We start from the raw sequence: 19,734 nt of genomic DNA on the forward strand, positions 1-19,734 counted from the left end.
GCTGCAGGGAAACGCCCGGTCCCATTCCGAACCCGGAAGCTAAGCCTGCACACGCTGATGGTACTGCAACCGGGAGGTTGTGGGAGAGTAAGTCACCGCCGACACCAAACAACAAAAACAATTGAATACCGTAATGATGAAGCCGTAGAAGACAGCGCACCACTAAGTGCCAAAGTCTTCTACGGCTTCATTTGTGGTTTTACCGCGGCTGTACGGGAAGCCGGCTTGAGGAATATTCCGAATGATGCCCCGAAGGGCACACTTTTTCTTTGCATCTTCGCTACACTTAGTCACTCGATTGTTTGGGAGGAAACTCATGTGGTTCGATGGCTATCATCGACAGTTTGGAAAACGCCTGGAAGAGTTTCACGCGGTTGCGATTCCTGCGATGCTCGAGGAGCTTTCGCCGGAGCAGGAAGAACAAGTCACCCAGGGCTCTAAAGAATTTCCGTTCGACGCGGTGCTAGACGTCTTAAATTCCAAGGACAGCTACGAAGACAAGGTGTCCCGAATACTGGCTATCAGCGGTACATGGATGAATGCTGCTTCCGGTAGCCAGTGGGCTCTAGGCCCATTGAGCAGCACAGCTTACTCTGAACGGGTAGGCATAGGCGTTAGATGGGGTGAGATTGCATTTTCACCACTATTGAATGTCGCAGAGAACCTTATTGATGCTTACCCGACTTGGCCAGGCGTGCTCAGGGAATTCGCTGAGAACCAAGAGTTTAACCGTGATTATTTCTCGCAGCGGCTTAAGGACATTTAGCGGTGGCTGGCTCCTCTTCTGAAAGACCGCTAGATGTTTCTGGAACTAGGGTCTTATTCGGTATCGGTACTGCGCTGCCGGGCTCTTTGCTCTTGTCTTTTTCGTGTGAAGGTGGCAGTGAGGGCTGGTGGGACGCTGCGACTGGTGCGGTTTTGATTGTGTGTGCAGTGATTCTTATCGGTTGGGCTGCATTGAGGAAGGCGGTGCGTCGTCAAGCGCTGTGGGGCCTGCTATTTGTTGTCTACGGAGCGCTAGGCGCGCTGCTTGTTCCTGGTGGTAGCATCCGTTTCGTCACGGCGTGCGTCTGGGTTTGTGTGATGAGTAATGTTTGGGTAACGCTGCGGCAGCGCGTCCGGATCTAAATTCCGGCTTTTTGTTTGCGGGTTGTAGAATAGGGCCGGTATTTCTGTGCTAGTTCCAACCAAGAAAGGGTAGGGCTGAATGTCGGAGCGCAATCCCAATGGGCGCGGCGGACGTGACCGCAAGCCACGCAATAACAAGGGCCGTGATTTTAAGGGCGATTCCCGGAAGAAGAAGTCTTTTTCGCCACAGCGCTCCGGTTACCGTGAGGAACGTATTAACCGTCGCATGAGTGACCCAGACATCCCGGCTGAGGTAGATGTCAACGACTTGGACCCGATGGTGCTGCAGGACCTGAAGTCGCTATCGAAGGAGAACTCCGAGGCCGTCGCTAAGCATATGATCATGGCCGCGACGTGGATGGAAGATGATCCTAAGCTGGCCCTGCGGCACGCACGCGCTGCCAAGGATCGTGCAGGCCGAGTTGCTATCGCCCGTGAGGTCAATGGCATTGCTGCGTATCGTGCGGGCGAGTGGAAGGAAGCGCTTGCTGAGCTGCGTGCCGCGCGCCGCATTTCCGGTGGCCCCGGAATGCTTGCAGTAATGGCTGATTGCGAGCGCGGCTTGGGCCGCCCGGAAAAGGCGCTGGAGCTAGGTCGTGCGGATGAAGCATCGGAACTTGATGAAGAGTCCAAGATTGAGCTGGCAATTGTTTTGGCCGGCGCCCGCCTAGACATGGGTCAAGCCGAGTCCGCGGTTGTCACCATTCAGCGCGCACATCCTGACCGCGATGCCCGCGGGGTAAGCGCGTGCCGTCTAGCTTATGCCTACGGTAATGCTCTGCTCGAAGCAGGCCGAAAGGACGAGGCTCGGGATTGGTTTGAGCACGCAGTTTCTATTGATGAAGGCGACTGGACTGATGCTGCCGAGCGCCTTGAGGAGTGCAAGTAGTGACGGTTCTCAGCAAGCACGACGCTCTTCTTCTCGATCTCGATGGCACTGTGTGGGAAGGCGGTCGCCCGCTTTCTAACGTGGTGGACGTCATCAACACCTGCGGAGTGCCGGCGGTATATGTGACCAACAATGCTTCGCGCAGCCCACAAGCAGTGGCGAAGATGCTGGGGGACATCGGGCTTACCGCGGGTACGGAACAGATCGTTACCTCTGCGCAAGCGGTTCTCCAACTAGCAGCCGAAGAGGTCCCAGCTGGGGCAAAGCTGCTTATCATCGGTGCCGATTCCCTCCGTGACTTGGCCCGAGAGATGGGTTTCAAGGTAGTCTCCAGCGCCGATGACAAGCCCGCTGCCGTAGTGCAAGGCTTTGACCGCTCGGTTGGCTGGGAACACTTGACTGAAGGTGCCTTGGCCATCCGCCAGGGAGCCAAGTTCTTTGCCTCTAACCTTGATACCTCTCTGCCGATTGAGAGGGGTCTTGCTGTGGGAAATGGTTCTCTGGTTGCTGCCATCCAGTCAGCCACTGGGGTAGAGCCGGTATCTGCTGGCAAGCCTGAGCCAGCCATGTTTACTTTTGCGGCAAAGCAAATCGGCGCGAAGAAGCCACTTGCTGTGGGTGACCGTCTGGATACTGATATTGCAGGTGGCAACTCCGCAGCAATGGATACCTTCCACGTGCTCACCGGCGTTTCTGGTGAGTTGGAGCTGATTGAGGCACCCGTGGAGGCACGCCCTAACTTTATCGGCGCAGGAATGCACGAGCTGGCCCTTCCTGTCTCCGTCGCTCGTCCTGGAGCACAGGGCGGATTTACGGCGCGGTGCGATGGCCATGACCTTCTGCTCGAGGGCGGCGACGAAAAGTCTACCTCCGTTCAAGCATTGCGCACCGTTTTGGAAGTTGCATGGGCCATGCCGTCGCCGCCGCGCTATATTCAGCCGCGTAGTGAGCGGGCGGAAAAGGTTGTTGCGCAATGGCGGTAAAGCCGCACGACTTTCGAGCCGTCAAGGAACCGGCAGAGATCGATGCGGAAGTAGCGGAGATCCTTGGAGAAGACGCAGCGGATTTGGCCGCTGAAGTAGATCAGCTTGATCGCGCTCACAATGTGTTGCGCGATGCATTGCAGGAGAATTAATGCCCCCACAACGTCGTAGGTTAGATGCGGAGCTGGTGCGCCGAAAGATTGCGCGGTCACGTGAGCAGGCACGGGAGATGATTAAATCTGGCCGTGTCACGGTGGGTGGCTTCAAGGCGCACAAGCCGGCGTCGATTGTAGAGCCCGAGGTTTCCATCAAGGTAGAGGAAGCCGAAGAAGACAAGTGGGCTTCACGTGGCGCCCACAAGCTTTTGGGCGCCTTGGCGGTGTTCGACGTCGACATGAACGGCCGCATCCTCGATGCCGGCGCTTCTACCGGTGGCTTTACAGACGTGTGCCTGGAACACGGTGCGCAGGAAGTGCTGTCTGTCGACGTGGGCTATGGGCAGCTGCTCTGGCGCCTGCAAAACGATGATCGCGTCACCGTTTTAGACCGTACGAATATCCGGAATTTAACGCTGGAGCTTACCGACGGCCCCTGCGACGGCATGGTAGGCGACTTGTCCTTCATTTCCCTCCGCTTGGTATTGCCGGCCATTGTGGATTGTCTGAAGGACGGCGCTTGGTTGTTGCCTATGGTGAAACCGCAATTTGAAGTGGGCAAGGAGCGCCTCGGAAGCGGTGGCGTGGTCCGTTCGCCGGAGTTGCGCAAAGAAGTAACCAAGGAAGTCGCTGAATTTGCGTTGTCCCTGGGGCTTAGCGTGCATGGGGCTGTGGCATCCCCGCTGCCTGGGCCAAGCGGCAATGTGGAGTACTTCCTGTGGCTGAAAAAAGACGGTCAGCCAACAGATCTGGCTAGAGTGGAAGAAATGATTGACCGCGCAGTCGAGGAAGGCCCGCGATGACCCGTGAAATCCTGTTGGTGCCTCATGCCAACCGCCAGCAAAACCTGGAGGCGACGTCGCGTGCAGCTGAGCTTTTGCAAGATGCGGGAATTACTGTACGAGTGTGCGCGGACGAAAAGGTACTGCCGGGATTGAAGCATGTACCTCACACCGAAGATGCGGCCGACGGGTGCGAATTGGTGTTGGTTTTAGGCGGCGATGGAACCTTCCTCCGTGCCGCCGACATGGCGCGTGCCGTAGATATTCCGGTGCTGGGCATCAATCTAGGCCACGTGGGGTTTCTGGCCGAGTGGGAGGTCGAATCACTCGATCAGGCCTTGGTGCGCGTGATTGAAAAGCGCTACCGCATTGAAGACCGCCTCACCATTGATGTGTCCATCTTTGATGAGGAGGGAACCCTTCTCAACCGCAGCTGGGCTTTGAATGAGGCTTCGGTAGAAAACCAAAACCGCTCCGGCGTGCTAGATGCAATCTTGGAAGTCGACCGCCGGCCAGTGTCGTCCTTTGGCTGCGATGGGGTGCTGATTTCCACGCCCACTGGATCGACCGCCTATGCGTTTTCCGCAGGTGGTCCGGTGTTGTGGCCCTCTCTGGATGCAATCTTGGTAGTGCCGAATAATGCGCATGCGCTGTTTACCAAGCCATTGGTTGTATCGCCCAATTCTTTAGTAGCCGTCGAATCGACGATGCGCACGACTCCCGCCACCGTGATATTAGATGGCTTCCGCGAATTTGCGATGCCAGCAGGGGCACGTGTGGAAGTAGTGCGAGGCGAGCGTCCGGTGCGGTGGGTACGCTTGGATGACCAACCTTTTACTGACCGTTTAGTCTCGAAGCTGCGCCTGCCCGTAGAAGGGTGGCGCGGGCCGAAGGAGAAGTAGTGCTCGTCGATATTTCCATCAATGATCTTGGCGTCATTAGCCAGAGCTCTGCGGAACTATCCGCGGGCCTTACCGTGCTTACCGGTGAAACCGGTGCGGGTAAGACCATGGTGGTTACTGGTTTAAGGCTCTTAGCCGGTGGTCGCGCGGACGCCTCTCGAGTGCGCGATGGCGCGAAGAAGGCTGCAGTGGAGGGGCACTTTTCTTCGTCGAAAGAATCCATCCGTGAGTTGGTGGAGTCGGTCGGCGGCGATGCTGACGAAAATGGCGAGTATATCGTTTCACGCACGGTCTCTGCCGCCGGAAGATCGCGGGCCTATTTAGGCGGCCGTGCGGTGCCGGCTGCAACTCTGGGCGATTTCGCGCGCGAGCTTATAACGGTCCACGGGCAAAATGATCAGCTGCGTTTGCTCGCGCCCGAGGAACAACTGGGTGCGGTAGACCGTGCGGATCCGAAATTGGCGCGTGTGCGAGAGCGCTATACCGAGGCCTTCAAAGAGTGGCGCAGCCTTGCCAAGGACTATAAGCGGCGCACGGAGCAGCGCCGCGAGCTGGCGCAAGAGGTTGACCGCCTGCAATTCGCTGTCGATGAGATCGATGGCATCGCCCCAGAACCCGGCGAGGATGAAGAACTGGTGCAGCTGGTTCGCAAGCTGCAAGACGTCGATGGGCTGCGCGAGTCCGCGGAAATTGCCCTGGCTTCCATCGACGGCACCGAGGAATTGGAGGAGGCCGCCTCGGCACTGCTAGGCCGGGCGGTTTCTGCCTTGGCGGGATCCACCGATAAGGAACTAGCGGCCTTGGGCGAGCGGCTCAGCGAGATCTCGACGCAGTTGGGCGATATCTCCGGCGAGCTCGGTGGGTATCTAGCCGGACTTCCGGCGGATCCGCACCTGTTGGAAAAGTCCCTCCAACGGCAGCAGGAATTGCGCACGTTGACTAGGAAGTACGCGGGGGATATTGATGGCGTCGTAGCCTGGCGCAATGAGGCAGCGGCAAAACTGGAGTCCATGGATACCTCCACAGAAGCCCTGGAGGAGCTGAAAAAGCAGGTCAAAGACGCTGAAGCGGTAATGATTGAGCGGGCAGGGGAGCTGACAAAGGGGCGTCGGAAAGCGGCGAAGGCTCTGGGCGAGCAGGTAACGCAGGAGCTCCACGGCTTGGCCATGCCGAATTCGACGCTGACGGTCGAGCTCACGCAGGCGAAATATTTTAAGTCCGGTGCAGACGCGGCTGAGCTGCAGTTGAATGGTAAGCCGATCGCCTCTGCTGCCTCGGGCGGCGAACTTTCCCGTGTCATGTTGGCCTTGGAGGTCGTGCTGGCAGACGAGGACGGCGCCACCTTGGTCTTCGATGAGGTCGATGCCGGCGTGGGTGGCCGCGCAGCGGTAGAGATCGGCCGCCGCCTGGCGCGCTTGGCGGTGCATAACCAAGTGATTGTGGTAACGCACCTGCCGCAGGTAGCAGCGTACGCGGATGCGCACCTGCATGTATCGAAGGAGAAATTTACCTCTGGCGTGGCCGAGTTGTCACAGGAGGAGCGCGTAGAGGAACTGGCCCGCATGCTGGCGGGGTTGGACGATACCGAGACCGGCCGCGCGCACGCGCAGGAGCTTTTTGACCGCGCACAGGAAGAAGCTTCCGCGCGCCTCACCCACTCGAAACCATAATCACGCCACAATAGGGCCCATGGCTCTGTTTTCCCGTAACCCCGAGCAGCCTGGTGCACTGCGCGATTGCACTCCAGGCGCTAAGGGGATGAAAAAGTTTAGTGAAGGCGATGTCGCCGTAATTGATGCGGCTAATATCTCTCGCCACGAGGCTCAGACCCTCGTAGACCTTAAGCCCTCCGCAGTCATTAACGTGGCGGAATTTTCTACCGGCACGGTCCCCAATTATGGCCCGCACATGTTGCTTGACGCCGACATTACTCTCCTTGAAGGCGTTGGCCAATCCTTTGTTTCCGAGTTCAAAGAGGGCAAAAAGGCTCGCATCGGGGAGGACGGCACCGTCTTTAGCGGCGATAAGGCGCTCGGCACCGGCCGCGTGGTAACCCGCGAGCGAGCAGAAAAGAACTTCACCGCGGCGCAGGGCGCGCTGATTGACCACATGGAATCCTTCTTTGGCAATTCCATCGAGTTTATTAACTCGGAAGGCCCGCTGCTTATCGACGGCCTCGGTGTCCCCGCCTCCGGCTCCGAAATCGCCGGCCGCAAGGTTGTCCTCTTTTCGCCTACCGATAGGCACCGCGAACAGCTCAAGCAGCTACGCAACTTTATTCGCGAGTATGAGCCGCTGCTGATCGCAGTGGGATCGGCGGCAGATTCCTTGCTGGCCCAAGGGTATAAGCCAGATTTCATTATTGGGGATCCCAATAGCGTGAGCGATGAAGCTCTGCGTTGCGGCGCCCGCGTAATCGTTCCTGCGGACCCAGAAGGGGAGGTAGAAGGCCTCGACCGCATCCAGGACCTCGGCATCGGCGCGATGACCTTCCCCGCAGCAACGCATTCCGGTACCGACTTGGGCCTGCTCTTTGCTGATTACCACGGCGCGGATCTCATCGTGCAGGCCGGCGGTGGGGTAGACCTCGATGATATCTTTGCTGACCGCACCAACCCCTCGGCCGTGCTGTCCCGCCTCAAGGCCGGTACCAAGGTGGTTGACGCCGATGCGGTGATCAATCTCTACAGTGCGCCTTCCTCCAACCTCGGCTGGCTGTGGGCAGTGCTGGGAATTCTGGTTGCCATTGCGGCGGTCATCCTTATCGTCGGCTTCGGCGGCAGCCAGGACTTTGCTAGCAACCTCAGCGAAACCTGGTCTAGCCTCTTTGGGGGCGCATAAGGCATGGCAAAGACTGAGCTCGTAGCAGGCTTGGGCTTCGGCGCGGCGGTAGGCGTAGCCTTAGGCGCCCTGGTGATTGCGCCGAACTTGACCACCAGCATGGCTGATGATGACCCGATCCGCGAGGAGCACCGCAAGGTGGTCCAAGACAATAAGATTCTGCAGACCCAAAATGACGCCAGTGACAAGATCGTGGCCGATTCTGGGGCGGAAATGGTTGATGGAGCCTTGTCGCAGCGCCCAGTGCTCATTGTGACCACCGATGACGCCAACGGCGGAGACGTGGACGCGATCCGGAAGCTCTTGAAGTCTTCCGATGCCACCGAGGCCGGCGAGATTAAGCTGACCAAAGACTTCTTGCGCCCCGAAACTAAGGACAAGCTGCTTCCCATCTTGAAAGATACTGCGCCTAAAAAGGCAGATATCAAGGACTTGGATTCTGCAGGAGCCCTCAGCGGTGAGGTCTTAGGTACTGCGCTGTCTATGGATCCTGAGAGCACGAAGCCTTTGGCCTCGGTAGACGAGCGTGCAGAGGTGCTCCATAAGCTGCGCGACGAGGGCTTTATTGATTACGAAGATGGAACCATCGTGCCTGCCCAGGCCATTATCGTGGTCTCTGGCAATGGCCTGCGTGGTTACCCGTCCAGCGCGCTGGCAGAATTTGCCACCGGGTTGGATGATGTCAATGGGTCCGTGGTGTTGAGCGGGCGCACCAAGCAGACTCAAGATGATAAGGCGCTAGCCCAGGTGCGGGATCAGGACGCGGAGCTGTCTACGGTCGATAGCACCGAACGGGCAGTGGAGCGCATTGCGGTCATTCTGGCCACCCAGGAACAACTTGATGGTGGCCAGGGCGACTATGGCGCCACCGAAACTGCTGACTCCGCCTTGCCGGGAAAGGAATAGCCCATGGCGCATGATTTCAAGGTGCTTGATTCGCAGCTGCTTGTCGAAGCCCCCATTCTCGCCCTCCGCCGCGACGAGGTAGTCATGCCCGGCGGCGTTTCTGCCTCCCGGGAAGTAGTCGAGCACCTAGGTGCTGTGGCCGTCGTAGCAGTGGACTCAGACGAGCGTATTGCGATGGTGTATCAGTACCGCCACAGCGTGGGAAAGCGCCTGTGGGAACTGCCGGCGGGATTGCTCGACGTACGCGGTGAGGATGAGCTGACCGGCGCGCAGCGTGAGTTGCAGGAAGAGGCCGGCCTGAGCGCACAGACGTGGTCCGTGTTGACGGACCTTGTGACTTCGCCGGGTTTCTGCGAAGAGGCGGTTCGTGTATTCCTCGCCTCGGAGCTTTCCGACGTCCCCCGGATGGAGGCTACCGGGGATGAAGAGGCCGATATGGAAGTCGCCTGGGTGGGCCTCGACGAGGCCGTCGATAAGGTGCTGCGCGGTGACATCGTCAATTCCATCGCCTGCAGTGGTATCTTGGCCGCCTACGCGGTGCTGCGCGGCGGCAAGCAGACCCGCAGCGTGGAGGAGCCGTTCGACCTTCGACCGACCTCGATGAGCTCCCGCCGCACGGGCGCGGACCTAAAGCAGCTGTGAGTGCGCTAGAAAACATAGCGCAGACGTGGCTTAATCATCTAGCAGTCGAGCGCGGCGTTTCCGCCAATACCTTGAGCAACTATCGCCGCGATGTCCGCCGCTACCTTGCGTGGCTGGGGGATAACGGAGTAGAAGATCTGCGGTCGGTGACGCGACCGATGGTGGAGGCTTATCTCAAAGACCTGCGCTCACACATGGCTGTGTCCTCAGCCAACCGAGCGCTCATCGTTGCTCGCGGACTGCATAAATTTGCCGTGTCAGAAGGCGTAGTGGACGTCGATGTCGCGGTTGAGGTAACCCCTCCATCAAATGGACAGCACCTGCCCGAAACGCTATCGGTAGAGGAAGTCACCGCCCTCATTGAAGCGACTCCTACTGAGACTCCAGTAGATGTGCGCGACCGTGCCCTGCTGGAGATGCTCTATGGCACCGGCGCGCGAATCTCGGAAATCATCTCTCTGAACGTTGATGACGTGTCCTCCGCGCAGGAAGTAATACGCTTGCGGGGCAAAGGAGACAAAGAACGGATTGTGCCAGTGGGCTCGCATGCTCGCCAGGCTCTCGATGCCTACTTGGTGCGGGCGCGACCGGCGCTGAGCAAAGGTAAGACGCCGGCGTTGTTTCTCAATACCCGCGGCGGGGCTTTATCACGTCAAAGTGCGTGGACTGTGTTGAAGACTGCAGCGCAGCGGGCGCAACTGGGAAAGTCCATATCGCCGCACACCTTGCGGCATTCTTTTGCGACGCACCTGCTTGAAGGCGGCGCAGATGTGCGCACCGTGCAAGAATTGCTGGGACATTCCTCGGTGACGACAACGCAAATATATACTCACGTCACTGCCGATTCCTTGCGCGAGGTCTGGCGCACTGCGCACCCTCGTGCCTAAGAAAGGACCTATATGTTTTCAACTCGTGTAGCTGGCGCGGTGCTTTCTACCGCCTTGTTTTTCCCAGCGGTGGCACACGCGCAGCTGCCGCCGGAAGTAGAGGCTGCTATTGCCGCTCCCATTTCGGTTCCTGCCGGCCAGACCACGACTGTAAGCTTGCCCGTGCCGGCCGAAGCCAACTACTCCGGCGATGGGTGGAATGTATCTGCCTCAGGTACCTCCGCTACTATCACCGCCCCGGCAGATGGCGGCCAAATCTCGGTTCCTGTTTCTGCCCAAGGCATGAATGCGACCCTGACGCTGGTAGCCGATGGGTCGGTTGCGCAGGAGGACATTCAGGAAGAAATTGACGGCGCGGAGGGCGGCCCAGCCCCAGCTCCAGCGCCGGATCCGGGTTCCAATAAGCCGGCTGAGGGTGACAATGCACCAGCCGAAGAAGATGCCGAGGGCGGAGATGACAAGCCCGCGCCGGCGAAAGACGATAGCAACTTGCCGGTTGTTCCTGGTAAAAAGCCGGAGCGCAAGCCTGCTGGGGAAGCCAACCTTGACGGTGCGGAATACGTCAACCTTGAATCGAAAATCGAAGGCAATACTATTACCGCAAAGATGGGCCTCAAGCAGGCCTATGACCTCTACCAGCAGTTCAAGGACACGCAAGAAAATGACGTCACGCTGCGCTACCTCGATGGCGAGGGCAATATTATCCAAGGCGTAGAGCGTGACGTGGATGCCTCTTCTCGAACCCTCACCTTGACCTATCCGGTGGGCGAGGCGCCTGATAATCCCTTTATTATGCAGTTGCTACGCAATGACGGTTCTGGGGCCGCACTCATCGTCACTTTGCAAGACCCTAACTATCAATCCGCCGCGGAAAACCTCGATGAGCGCCAGCAAAAGGACCCCAAAGAAGAAGACGGCGGCTCACATTTGGGCTGGATTATTGGAGGGGCAGCCGCGGCGGTACTCATCGCACTCATAGCCCTGGTGGCAATTCTCAAACGCCGTTCTAGTCAACGCTAAACGCTTGATATAGGCTAAGTCTCGGTACTTTTAACCTGTAACGGGTACGCTTTAATGACAACGTTGTAATCAACCCTAAGCCAAGTGTCATGGTCCGGAACTTGGCGTCAAGGAAGCAGGTGTGACTGTGAGCGAAGAGGGTCTATTTTCTGCCTCTGACGTAGAGGTGGGGCTGACCGGTCGTCCTATCCGTGAGCTACCGGAACCCGCACCCTTGGAAAAGCATGGGCCGGCCACCATCATTTCGATGTGTAACCAAAAGGGTGGCGTAGGTAAAACCACCTCAACCATCAATATGGGCGCCTGCTTGGCCGAGTACGGCCGTAAAGTCCTCTTGGTTGACCTTGACCCCCAAGGCGCGCTTTCGGCGGGACTCGGGCTCACGCATGACGATATCGAGGACACCATCTATGACGTGATGCTCGATAGCCACACCTCTATTCATTCCGCTATCCAGCACACCGGGGTATCGGGCTTAGATCTGGTGCCGGCGAATATCGACCTTTCTGCCGCGGAGATTCAAATGGTCAATGAGGTCGGTCGCGAGCACACCCTTGCCCGCGCCCTGCGTCCGGTGCGCCGCGATTATGATTTCATCATTATTGACTGCCAGCCCTCCTTGGGCCTGCTTACCGTCAATGCCCTTGCTTGCTCACAGGGTGTGATCATCCCTATGGAGTGCGAGTTCTTCTCCCTGCGCGGTTTGGCGCTGTTGACCGATACCGTGGAAAAGGTTTCTGATCGCATTAACTTTGACCTTGAGGTCATGGGAATCCTAGTGACCATGTTTGATCGCCGGACCAAGCACGCCCGAGAAGTTATGTCCCGGGTGGTGGATTACTTTGGCGATAAGGTCTTTGACACAGTCATTACCCGGACCGTTCGGTTCCCAGAGACTTCGGTAGCCGGCGAGCCAATTACTACCTGGGCGCCAAGCTCCCCGGCCACGCAGCAGTACCGGAACTTGGCCAAAGAGGTCATCGAGCGCTCGACCGTTTAAGGTATCGTGACCCAGCCGGAGATTACGGGCTTTCGCATTGCACTGCGGAATTTTGAAGGCCCTTTTGACCTGCTTTTGCAGCTTATTCAGTCCAAGAAGATGGACGTGACTGACGTTGCGCTGTCAGAAGTAACGGACGAATTCGTGGCGTATACGCGCCAGCTGGGAGAGTCCGCTGATCTGGATGAGACCACTGATTTTTTGCTGGTGGCAGCTACGCTCTTGGATTTGAAGGCGGCGCGGCTTTTGCCGCGCGGTGATGTCGACGATATTGAAGACTTGGAACTGCTGGAGTCGCGCGACCTCCTTTTTGCCCGCCTGTTGCAGTACAAGGCTTATAAACAAGCAGCGGACCAATTCGCCGTGTGGCAGCGCGAGGCGCAGCGGAGCTATCCGCGAGCGGTTTCTATCGAGGAGAAGTTCGCCGAGCTTTTGCCTCCGGTCTCCCTCGGGCATACGCCGGCCAGCTTTGCCGAGCTTGCCGCGGGCGTGTTCCGCCCCAAGCCACCGGAGGAGGTGGCAACCGGTCACGTGCACGCCGTAGCAGTATCTGTACCGGAGCAGGCCGGCAAGATTTTGGAAACACTCAAGCTACTCGGTGCGGGCCAATGGACCAGCTTCGGTGCGCTAACCCGCGACTGTACGGTTTCTATGCAGGTAGTGGGGCGTTTCTTGGCCCTGTTGGAGTTGTACAAAGCCAAGGCAGTTGATGCACAACAAGAAGAAGCGCTGGGTCAGCTGGACCTATCGTGGACAGGCCTGGATGTTGACCCAGCGGTAGTTGCCGCAGCGAACTGGGACTAAGGCCGTTGCTGGATGAATTCCAGCGTCTCGGGGGTGAGCTCGCGGTCGGAGTAGACGCGTACGTCTGGTTCCTCGGGGTTGTCCTCGGTGCCTATGCGTCGCCCTTCCCATACCTGATTGAGCCCTTGCTTTTCGATGACCCGGATGGCCGCCGGGTGATTTGTGGTCACGCGGGCCGTAATGGGGGAGTTGGGGTCCACCTGGCGGATGCTCTTCACCGCCTCGGAGGTGATTTCGGTGGCAAAACCGGCACCCCAATGGGCGGGGCGCAGGCGGTATTTGATGTCCCAGAAGTTTGCCTCGTCGACGAAGATGGCACCGCCGACTCCAACGAATTCAGAAGGGTTGTGGCGCATATACGCGGCCCACGGCCCGAAGTGGTGGGCGTCCCACGACTGAGAGGATGCTTGTGCGAGTGCACGCGTGGTGCGAATGTCAGCAAAGCGCCCATTGGGACGGTGGCTCCAGATACGTCCGTCGCTGTAGACCTTGTGGGTCTCTTCGGTATTAGCGGCGGACAGCGGGATGAGGATGAGTCTGTCGGTGCGAGTGATAGTTTCCATAACAATATGTTAGCCGAGTCACAGTGGGGTGCGAAAGTGATTTGGGGAATTTTCTGCGACTTTTTCCCTTCCAGTAAACTCGGGCGCTATGGATCTTCCCCTCATCTCGCAGCTGCGTTCCCGTCTTGAGTCCATTTTGCTCGTGCTGGACTCCCCAGCCTCTGTGGAGTCTTTGGCGCGTGCGCTGGGGGCAGAAAGGGACGTCGTTAGTGATTGCTTGCGTTCTATTCAGCGGGAGTTGGATAGTCGCGGTTCTGGTATCGACCTGCGCGAGACCCAAGAGGGGTGGCGCTTTTATACGCGCACCGAAAATGCCGGTGCGGTAGAAGAATTTCTCTTGGATGGCGCCCAAACCAAACTCTCCCGTGCTGCCCTGGAGACTTTGGCGGTAGTGGCCTACCGTCAGCCCGTTACTCGCCAGCAAGTGGCGGCGGTTCGCGGCGTCAATGTCGATGGCGTAATGCGGACCCTTAACCTGCGCGGGTTGGTTCGGGAGCTGCCGCAGGATGATTTTGAGGGCGCCGCGCACCGGTACGAGACAACGGAATTATTTCTCGAGTTATTGGGGATCGATTCTTTGGAGCGCCTGCCTGACTTGGCGCCGCTGTTGCCTGACGTCGAGGCGATCGACGAAGAGTACTAGCGTGGGGTAGGATTGCCCAGGTAATTTCATATCTTCGAGAGAAAAGGACACGTACGTGACTCCTCCCGCTCGCCGTGACGGCACACCGGATAAGAAGCAGCGAGACAGTGACATCATTGTCTCCAATGCCAAGCCGGCCCGTCACCAGCATGTGTCAAAGAAAAAGCAGAAGGCTACTGCAGAATCCGTAGCCCGCGAATTGGGTGCCGATTGGCTGGTCGATGAAGACAAGCCCAAGGGAGAGCGCCTCCAAAAGGTGCTCGCCAAGGCAGGCGTCGCTTCCCGCCGCCACGCAGAAATCCTCATCGATGCCGGCCGAGTTGAGGTCAACGGCAAGATCATCGCCAAGCAAGGCGTCAAGGTAAACCCCTCCGTCGACGTCATCCGAGTGGACGGCGTGCGCGTCAACGTCAATGAGGAGCACGAATATTTTGTGCTCAATAAGCCGCGCGGCATGCAGTCCACCATGTCCGATGACCTGGGGCGACCGTGCGTGGGCGACGTGGTGTCAGAAAAGGTCGCAGCTGGCCAGCGACTCTTTCACGTTGGCCGCCTCGACGCCGATACGGAAGGCCTGCTCATCCTCACCAATGATGGCGAGTTGGCCAACCGCTTGATGCACCCTAAGTACGAGGTGACCAAGACCTACCTCGCCACCGTATTGGGTGAGGCCGATAGGAAGCTCGTGCGACAGCTCAAGGAAGGCATCGAGCTGGAAGACGGACTGGCAAAGGCCGACTTTGCACAGGTAGTTGATACCAACCAGGGTTATTCCTTGGTGCGTCTTGAACTGCATGAAGGCCGCAAGCATATCGTGCGCCGCATGTTGAAGGAGGCCGGCTTCCCCGTGCAGCGCCTGGTGCGCACCAAGCTGCATACAGTCCAGCTGGGCGATATGAAGCCTGGAGGTCTGCGTGCCCTTAATTCCAGCGAGCTGACTAGCCTGTACAAGGCGGTGGAGATGTAATGATTTCTAATATGCCGAATGAGGGTCTCATCCTCGCCGTGGATGGCCCATCTGGAACTGGAAAGTCGACCACGTGCCGTGCGCTGGCCAAGCAGCTGGATGCAAAGTACGTCGACACTGGTGCTATGTACCGAGTGGCAACGCTTGCTGTGCTGCGTGAAGGCGTCGACCCTGCTGATACCGCCGCGGTTATTGCGGCTACGGCCAATCTGCCCTTGGGAGTATCCGATGACCCGGACTCCACTGAAGTTCTCCTCGGCGGCGAGGACGTCTCGCGCGTTATTCGCGAAGACGAAGTCACCCGTAATGTTTCCGCCGTATCAGCCATTCCGGAGGTGCGCGAGAATCTGGTAGCGCTGCAGCGCAAGCTTGCCCGTGAAGCGCACCGCGCGATTGTAGAAGGGCGCGATATTGGCACTGTGGTGCTTGCCGACGCCCCCGCTAAGGCATTCATGACTGCCTCTGCCGAGGTCCGCGCGCAGCGCCGCCAAACCCAGAATGAAAAGGCGGGCATCGCTTCGGATTACGAGACGGTGCTCGCAGATGTCCAGCGCCGTGATGCGGCGGATTCTTCCCGCAAGGCCTCACCTTTGCGCCCAGCGGAAGACGCAACCCTAGTCGATACCTCCAATATGAGCCCAGAGGATGTGCTGGAAGCTCTGATTAACGTGGTAAAGGAGTCTGTCAATGACTAATCACGATCCCCAGGAAGAGTCGGAGACTCAGTTCCATTACCCAGCCGGTAAGTTCGATGACGAGGTGGTAGAAGCCTCTCCTGGTTGGGCCGCCGATGATTTCAATACCGAGGAATTCGACTATGACTTTGATGACTCGGAATTTGGTGAGGCAGATTATAGCGACGATGCGCACGCAGAAGAGCCTCTGAGTGAAGAGGAGTGGGAAGAACTCTCCCGTGCCTTCGGCGTGGAATCCGATGATCACACCGAAGAAGCTTTGTGCACGGTGGCCGTTGTCGGTCGCCCAAATGTGGGTAAGTCCTCCTTGGTTAACCGTTTCCTTGGCCGCCGTGAAGCGGTGGTAGAAGACCACCCAGGTGTTACCCGTGACCGAATTTCCTACGTTGCAGACTGGAACGGTCAGCGCTTTTTGGTACAGGACACCGGTGGCTGGGATCCCAACGTGAAGGGTATCCATGCGGCGATTGCCCGCCAGGCAGAAGTAGCCATGGAAACCGCCGATGTCATCGTTATGGTGGTGGACACCAAGGTGGGCATCACGGAGACGGATGAGGTCATGGCCCGCCGCCTGCAGAAATCGCCTGTGCCGGTGATTTTGGTATCGAATAAGTTCGATTCCGATAATCAGTACGCGGATATGGCGGAATTTTATGCCTTGGGCTTGGGCGATCCGTGGCCCGTATCCGCCCAGCATGGTCGCGGTGGTGCGGACGTGCTCGATGAGATTTTGCGGTTCTTCCCTGAAGAACCTCGGCAGACCGCGATTACCTCTGGCCCTCGCCGCGTCGCATTGGTGGGCAAGCCCAACGTGGGCAAGTCCTCGCTGCTGAATAAGCTCACCAGCGAGGAGCGGTCCGTGGTCGACAACGTCGCGGGAACCACCGTGGATCCGGTGGACTCTCTGGTGCAGCTGGATGATCAGCTGTGGAAGTTCATTGATACCGCTGGCTTGCGCAAGAAGGTGAAGAACGCACAGGGGCATGAATACTATGCGTCCTTGCGTACCCGCGGCGTTATCGATGCGGCCGAGGTCTGCATTATGCTTATCGACGCCTCTGAGGAAATCTCCGAACAAGACCAGCGCGTGCTCAATATGGTGCTCGAGGCGGGTAAGGCCCTGGTGATCGCGTTTAATAAGTGGGACCTCATGGATGAGGATCGCCGCTACTACCTGGACCGAGAGATTGATCAGCAGCTGAGCCACTTGCCGTGGGTCACGCGCGTGAATATCTCTGCGGAAACGGGCCGCGCGCTGCAGAAGCTGGAGCCGGCCATGATTGAGGCACTGGAAAGTTGGGATCAGCGTGTGTCCACGGGCCAGCTGAATAACTGGTTGCGTGAGGCTATCGCGGCTAATCCGCCGCCGATGAAAAATAACCGCCTGCCGCGCGTATTGTTCGCCACGCAGGCGTCGACTCAGCCGCCGACCATCGTCTTATTTACGACGGGCTTCTTGGACGCGGCGTATCGCCGCTACCTTGAGCGCAAGTTCCGCGAGCGGTTTGGTTTCCACGGAACGCCTATCCGCATCGCAGTGCGCGTGAGGGAAAAGCGCGGCAAGAAGCGCTAGCAGTATGCCCGTTACGCTGGGATTATAGCACTCAGGCGAGCGATTATTGCACCGGACACGGTGTGAGAATTCGCTCGCCTTTCCGTTTATGTCCGGTTATGTGGGTCTGTATAGGATATAACCAGTTAATAATTCTCTCGTGATGGAAGGCTCAGCATGCTAGCCAGCGTAATTGCGCCAGATTCAATTCTGGCCATCGTGCTCCAGGTCATCATCATCCTCAGTGCCCTGCTATTGGGCACTCGTTATGGTGGCATCGGACTTGGTCTTATTTCCGGCATCGGTTTGATGCTCATGGTCTTTGTCTTCGGCCTCGCCCCGGGTGAGCCGCCGGTATCCGTGATGCTGACCATCATTGCGGTCATCGGTTGCGCCGCCACCTTGCAACAGGCGCGCGGCCTAGAAGTGATGATGCAATTTGCCGAGAAATTTCTCCGCGCCCACCCAGAGCGCATTACCATCCTCGCGCCGCTAACCACTTGGTTCCTGACGGTCCTGTGCGGTACGGGCCACGTGGTCTACACGATGTTTCCGATCATCGAGGACATTGCCCTGAAGAAGGGCATCCGCCCAGAGCGCCCCATGGCCGTGGCATCAACGTCGGCTCAGATGGGTATTACGGCCTCGCCAGTATCTGTGGCCACCGTATCCCTAGCGTCCATCATCGCGGAAAACGCCGGTGCTATCGATCACGCCTATTCCATTCCGCAGATCCTCATGGTGGCTATGCCCGCCTCGCTTGCCGGTGTCATTCTTGCCTCGCTGTGGTCGCTGCGCCGCGGCAAGGACTTGGACGAGGACCCGGCATTCCAGGAGCGCATGAAGGATCCGGAGTTTGCAGAAAGCATTCACCAGTCCACCGGATCGCTGATGGATGAAGAATTTTCGCCGGAAGCAAAACGAGCAGTGGTTATCTTCCTCGTGGCTATCGCCAGCGTGGTCGCGCTCGGTGCGTTCGAATTCCTGCGCCCACTCGTCCCAGGCGATGATGGCGAGTTGAGCCCGCTGTCGATGAACCTGGTTATCCAGATGGTCATGCTTGTTGCCGGCGCAATCATCTTGCTTAGCTGCAAGGCTGACCCGAAGAAGATCGCGTCCACGCCAGTCTTTAAGGCCGGTATGACCGCAGTATTCTCGGTCTTTGGCGTGGCATGGATGGCAGATACCTTCTTCGAAGCCCATATCGATGCCCTAGAATCCAACCTCGGGTCCGTGGTCGAGGCCGCCCCGTGGGCCTACGCGGTGGTACTGGTCATCGTGTCCAAGCTGGTTAACTCCCAGGCCGCCGCCCTGGTTGCCATCGCTCCGATTGGCCTGCAGCTCGGCATCGATCCCGCCGTTATCGTTGGTTTCTACGGCGCAGCATATGGCTACTTCATTTTGCCAACCTACCCTTCCGATCTAGCCTGCATCGGATTCGACCGCACAGGCACTACCCATATCGGCAAGTTCGTCATCAACCACTCCTTCCTTGTCCCTGGCGCCATCTCGGTGTTCACCTCCTGCGTGGTGGGCTCGCTACTGGCGCAGGTCCTGCTCTAATCCGAATCCCGTACCAGCACGAAGGCATCCGTGCGGTACGGGATGCGTAGTTTTTGCCCCGGCTTAAATCCCATGTGCTCGTAGAGGTACCAATCCAGGTTGTGGGTCATACGCTCATGGATGGCTTCGCCATTGCGCAGCCAATAGGAGCGGGTATGCATCAATTGGTGAAGCTGCTCCGGGGTAAGTTTGTTCTCCCAGGTCAAGCGCAGCTCGCGGTCTAAAGACCACGGCGCCGTATAGTCCGGGTAAAAGCCTGGCTTATGTACATCGCCGGAGTGCATGATGCGAGATAGCCGCAGGATCCAGGGGTCCGCGTTGACATCGAGCGTGTTCCACACCAGGAGAATCTTCCCGCCCGGCGCGAGGACGCGGTCAAGCTCTGCACAGGCGGCTGGCACGTCGACCCAGTGCCAGGTTTGGGCGAGGCAGGCGGCGTCTAAGGAGGCGTCGGCAAGCGCGGTGTTTTCGGCCGTAGCACGAAGGACGGGCAGGCGGAGGTGGGCTGCGAGGATTCCGGCCATATCAGCGGAGGGCTCCAGAGCCACAACCCGGGCATTGGGTAGGGACTCGGTGAGTTTTCCAGTACCGGCGCCAATATCGGCAACGGTATGGGCGTCAGCAATAAGGGCAGAAACCTCGTCCGGATAGCCGGGGCGCACATCGTGATAGGTGCTCGCGCCGCGGCGGAAGGCCTGGGCGGAAGCGGTGCGTTGCGCGGCATCGCGGAAGCCGGGGCCTTGTCTAGAGGAGGCCTTGCGGTAGCTAGGGAAGTGGCTGGGATCGGGGTGGCGAGTCGACATAGCCCATCT

The 19,734-nt window shown here is 58.4% G+C and carries 21 protein-coding genes and 1 rRNA gene; 20 read left to right on the forward strand and 2 right to left on the reverse strand.

Annotated features, from left to right (window positions below):
- The 15 genes from rrf to MHK00_RS07100 all read left to right on the forward strand — a co-directional run.
- Positions 1-104, forward strand: a 5S ribosomal RNA gene (rrf, locus tag MHK00_RS07030); the annotation flags it as partial.
- Between the two features lie 212 nt (positions 105-316).
- Positions 317-766, forward strand: a complete 450-nt coding sequence (locus MHK00_RS07035; protein WP_250410967.1) for a hypothetical protein — start codon at positions 317-319, stop codon at positions 764-766.
- Positions 767-1,207: 441 nt separating this feature from the next.
- Positions 1,208-2,017 (forward strand): tetratricopeptide repeat protein, encoded by an 810-nt coding sequence (locus tag MHK00_RS07040; protein WP_250410968.1) that lies wholly within the window; start codon positions 1,208-1,210, stop codon positions 2,015-2,017.
- Entirely contained in the window at positions 2,017-3,000 is a 984-nt protein-coding gene (locus tag MHK00_RS07045; RefSeq protein ID WP_250410969.1) for an HAD-IIA family hydrolase, read from the forward strand. Before MHK00_RS07040 ends, MHK00_RS07045 begins: the two co-directional genes overlap by 1 nt.
- A complete protein-coding gene (locus MHK00_RS07050) occupies positions 2,991-3,152 on the forward strand; it encodes a hypothetical protein (protein ID WP_005324658.1) in 162 nt (53 codons plus the stop codon). Before MHK00_RS07045 ends, MHK00_RS07050 begins: the two co-directional genes overlap by 10 nt.
- Positions 3,152-3,958 (forward strand): TlyA family RNA methyltransferase, encoded by an 807-nt coding sequence (locus MHK00_RS07055; RefSeq protein WP_250410971.1) that lies wholly within the window; start codon positions 3,152-3,154, stop codon positions 3,956-3,958. The genes MHK00_RS07050 and MHK00_RS07055 overlap by 1 nt, the downstream gene beginning before the upstream one ends.
- Positions 3,955-4,839, forward strand: a complete 885-nt coding sequence (locus MHK00_RS07060) for an NAD kinase (RefSeq protein ID WP_005324660.1) — start codon at positions 3,955-3,957, stop codon at positions 4,837-4,839. Before MHK00_RS07055 ends, MHK00_RS07060 begins: the two co-directional genes overlap by 4 nt.
- A complete protein-coding gene (recN, locus tag MHK00_RS07065; RefSeq protein WP_250410972.1) occupies positions 4,839-6,509 on the forward strand; it encodes a DNA repair protein RecN in 1,671 nt (556 codons plus the stop codon). Before MHK00_RS07060 ends, recN begins: the two co-directional genes overlap by 1 nt.
- 19 nt (positions 6,510-6,528) lie before the next feature.
- Complete coding sequence (steA, locus tag MHK00_RS07070) at positions 6,529-7,680, forward strand: putative cytokinetic ring protein SteA (RefSeq protein ID WP_250410973.1); 1,152 nt, start codon at positions 6,529-6,531, stop codon at positions 7,678-7,680.
- A gap of 3 nt (positions 7,681-7,683) precedes the next feature.
- On the forward strand, positions 7,684-8,586 hold the full coding sequence (locus MHK00_RS07075) for a copper transporter (protein ID WP_250410974.1): 903 nt from the start codon (positions 7,684-7,686) through the stop codon (positions 8,584-8,586).
- A 3-nt stretch (positions 8,587-8,589) separates the two neighbouring features.
- Positions 8,590-9,228, forward strand: a complete 639-nt coding sequence (locus MHK00_RS07080; RefSeq protein WP_005324666.1) for an NUDIX domain-containing protein — start codon at positions 8,590-8,592, stop codon at positions 9,226-9,228.
- Positions 9,225-10,115 carry a site-specific tyrosine recombinase XerD gene (gene xerD, locus MHK00_RS07085; RefSeq protein WP_250410976.1) on the forward strand — a complete coding sequence of 297 codons (891 nt, stop codon included), beginning with the start codon at positions 9,225-9,227 and terminating at the stop codon, positions 10,113-10,115. The genes MHK00_RS07080 and xerD overlap by 4 nt, the downstream gene beginning before the upstream one ends.
- 12 nt (positions 10,116-10,127) lie before the next feature.
- Positions 10,128-11,135 (forward strand): hypothetical protein, encoded by a 1,008-nt coding sequence (locus MHK00_RS07090; RefSeq protein WP_250410978.1) that lies wholly within the window; start codon positions 10,128-10,130, stop codon positions 11,133-11,135.
- A gap of 127 nt (positions 11,136-11,262) precedes the next feature.
- Positions 11,263-12,135, forward strand: a complete 873-nt coding sequence (locus MHK00_RS07095; protein ID WP_040425292.1) for a ParA family protein — start codon at positions 11,263-11,265, stop codon at positions 12,133-12,135.
- A 6-nt stretch (positions 12,136-12,141) separates the two neighbouring features.
- The gene (locus tag MHK00_RS07100; protein WP_005324675.1) at positions 12,142-12,939 is read left to right on the forward strand and encodes a segregation and condensation protein A; all 798 of its coding nucleotides are present in this window, start codon (positions 12,142-12,144) and stop codon (positions 12,937-12,939) included.
- On the opposite strand, the gene MHK00_RS07105 is transcribed toward MHK00_RS07100, so the two are convergent.
- Positions 12,936-13,502 carry a GNAT family N-acetyltransferase gene (locus MHK00_RS07105; protein WP_250410979.1) on the reverse strand — a complete coding sequence of 189 codons (567 nt, stop codon included), beginning with the start codon at positions 13,500-13,502 and terminating at the stop codon, positions 12,936-12,938. The two genes, MHK00_RS07100 and MHK00_RS07105, sit on opposite strands and share 4 nt — an antisense overlap.
- Before the next feature lie 88 nt (positions 13,503-13,590).
- Between MHK00_RS07105 and scpB the strand changes: the two genes are divergently transcribed.
- From scpB to MHK00_RS07130, 5 genes are all read left to right on the forward strand, one after another.
- Entirely contained in the window at positions 13,591-14,145 is a 555-nt protein-coding gene (gene scpB, locus MHK00_RS07110) for an SMC-Scp complex subunit ScpB (RefSeq protein WP_200436151.1), read from the forward strand.
- Between the two features lie 55 nt (positions 14,146-14,200).
- On the forward strand, positions 14,201-15,112 hold the full coding sequence (locus MHK00_RS07115; protein WP_005324678.1) for a pseudouridine synthase: 912 nt from the start codon (positions 14,201-14,203) through the stop codon (positions 15,110-15,112).
- The gene (cmk, locus tag MHK00_RS07120) at positions 15,112-15,807 is read left to right on the forward strand and encodes a (d)CMP kinase (RefSeq protein WP_250409718.1); all 696 of its coding nucleotides are present in this window, start codon (positions 15,112-15,114) and stop codon (positions 15,805-15,807) included. Before MHK00_RS07115 ends, cmk begins: the two co-directional genes overlap by 1 nt.
- Positions 15,800-17,380: a ribosome biogenesis GTPase Der gene (gene der, locus MHK00_RS07125; protein WP_250409717.1), complete on the forward strand. Its 1,581-nt coding sequence runs from the start codon at positions 15,800-15,802 to the stop codon at positions 17,378-17,380. Before cmk ends, der begins: the two co-directional genes overlap by 8 nt.
- Positions 17,381-17,536: 156 nt before the next feature.
- Complete coding sequence (locus tag MHK00_RS07130) at positions 17,537-18,922, forward strand: anaerobic C4-dicarboxylate transporter (protein ID WP_250410982.1); 1,386 nt, start codon at positions 17,537-17,539, stop codon at positions 18,920-18,922.
- Here the strand turns inward: MHK00_RS07130 and MHK00_RS07135 are convergent.
- Positions 18,919-19,725 carry a class I SAM-dependent methyltransferase gene (locus MHK00_RS07135; RefSeq protein WP_250410984.1) on the reverse strand — a complete coding sequence of 269 codons (807 nt, stop codon included), beginning with the start codon at positions 19,723-19,725 and terminating at the stop codon, positions 18,919-18,921. The two genes, MHK00_RS07130 and MHK00_RS07135, sit on opposite strands and share 4 nt — an antisense overlap.
- Between the last annotated feature and the right edge of the window lie 9 nt (positions 19,726-19,734).

The sequence above is a fragment of the Corynebacterium tuberculostearicum genome (assembly GCF_022347385.1).
In the GTDB taxonomy this organism is placed as follows: Bacteria; Actinomycetota; Actinomycetes; order Mycobacteriales; family Mycobacteriaceae; genus Corynebacterium; species Corynebacterium tuberculostearicum_M.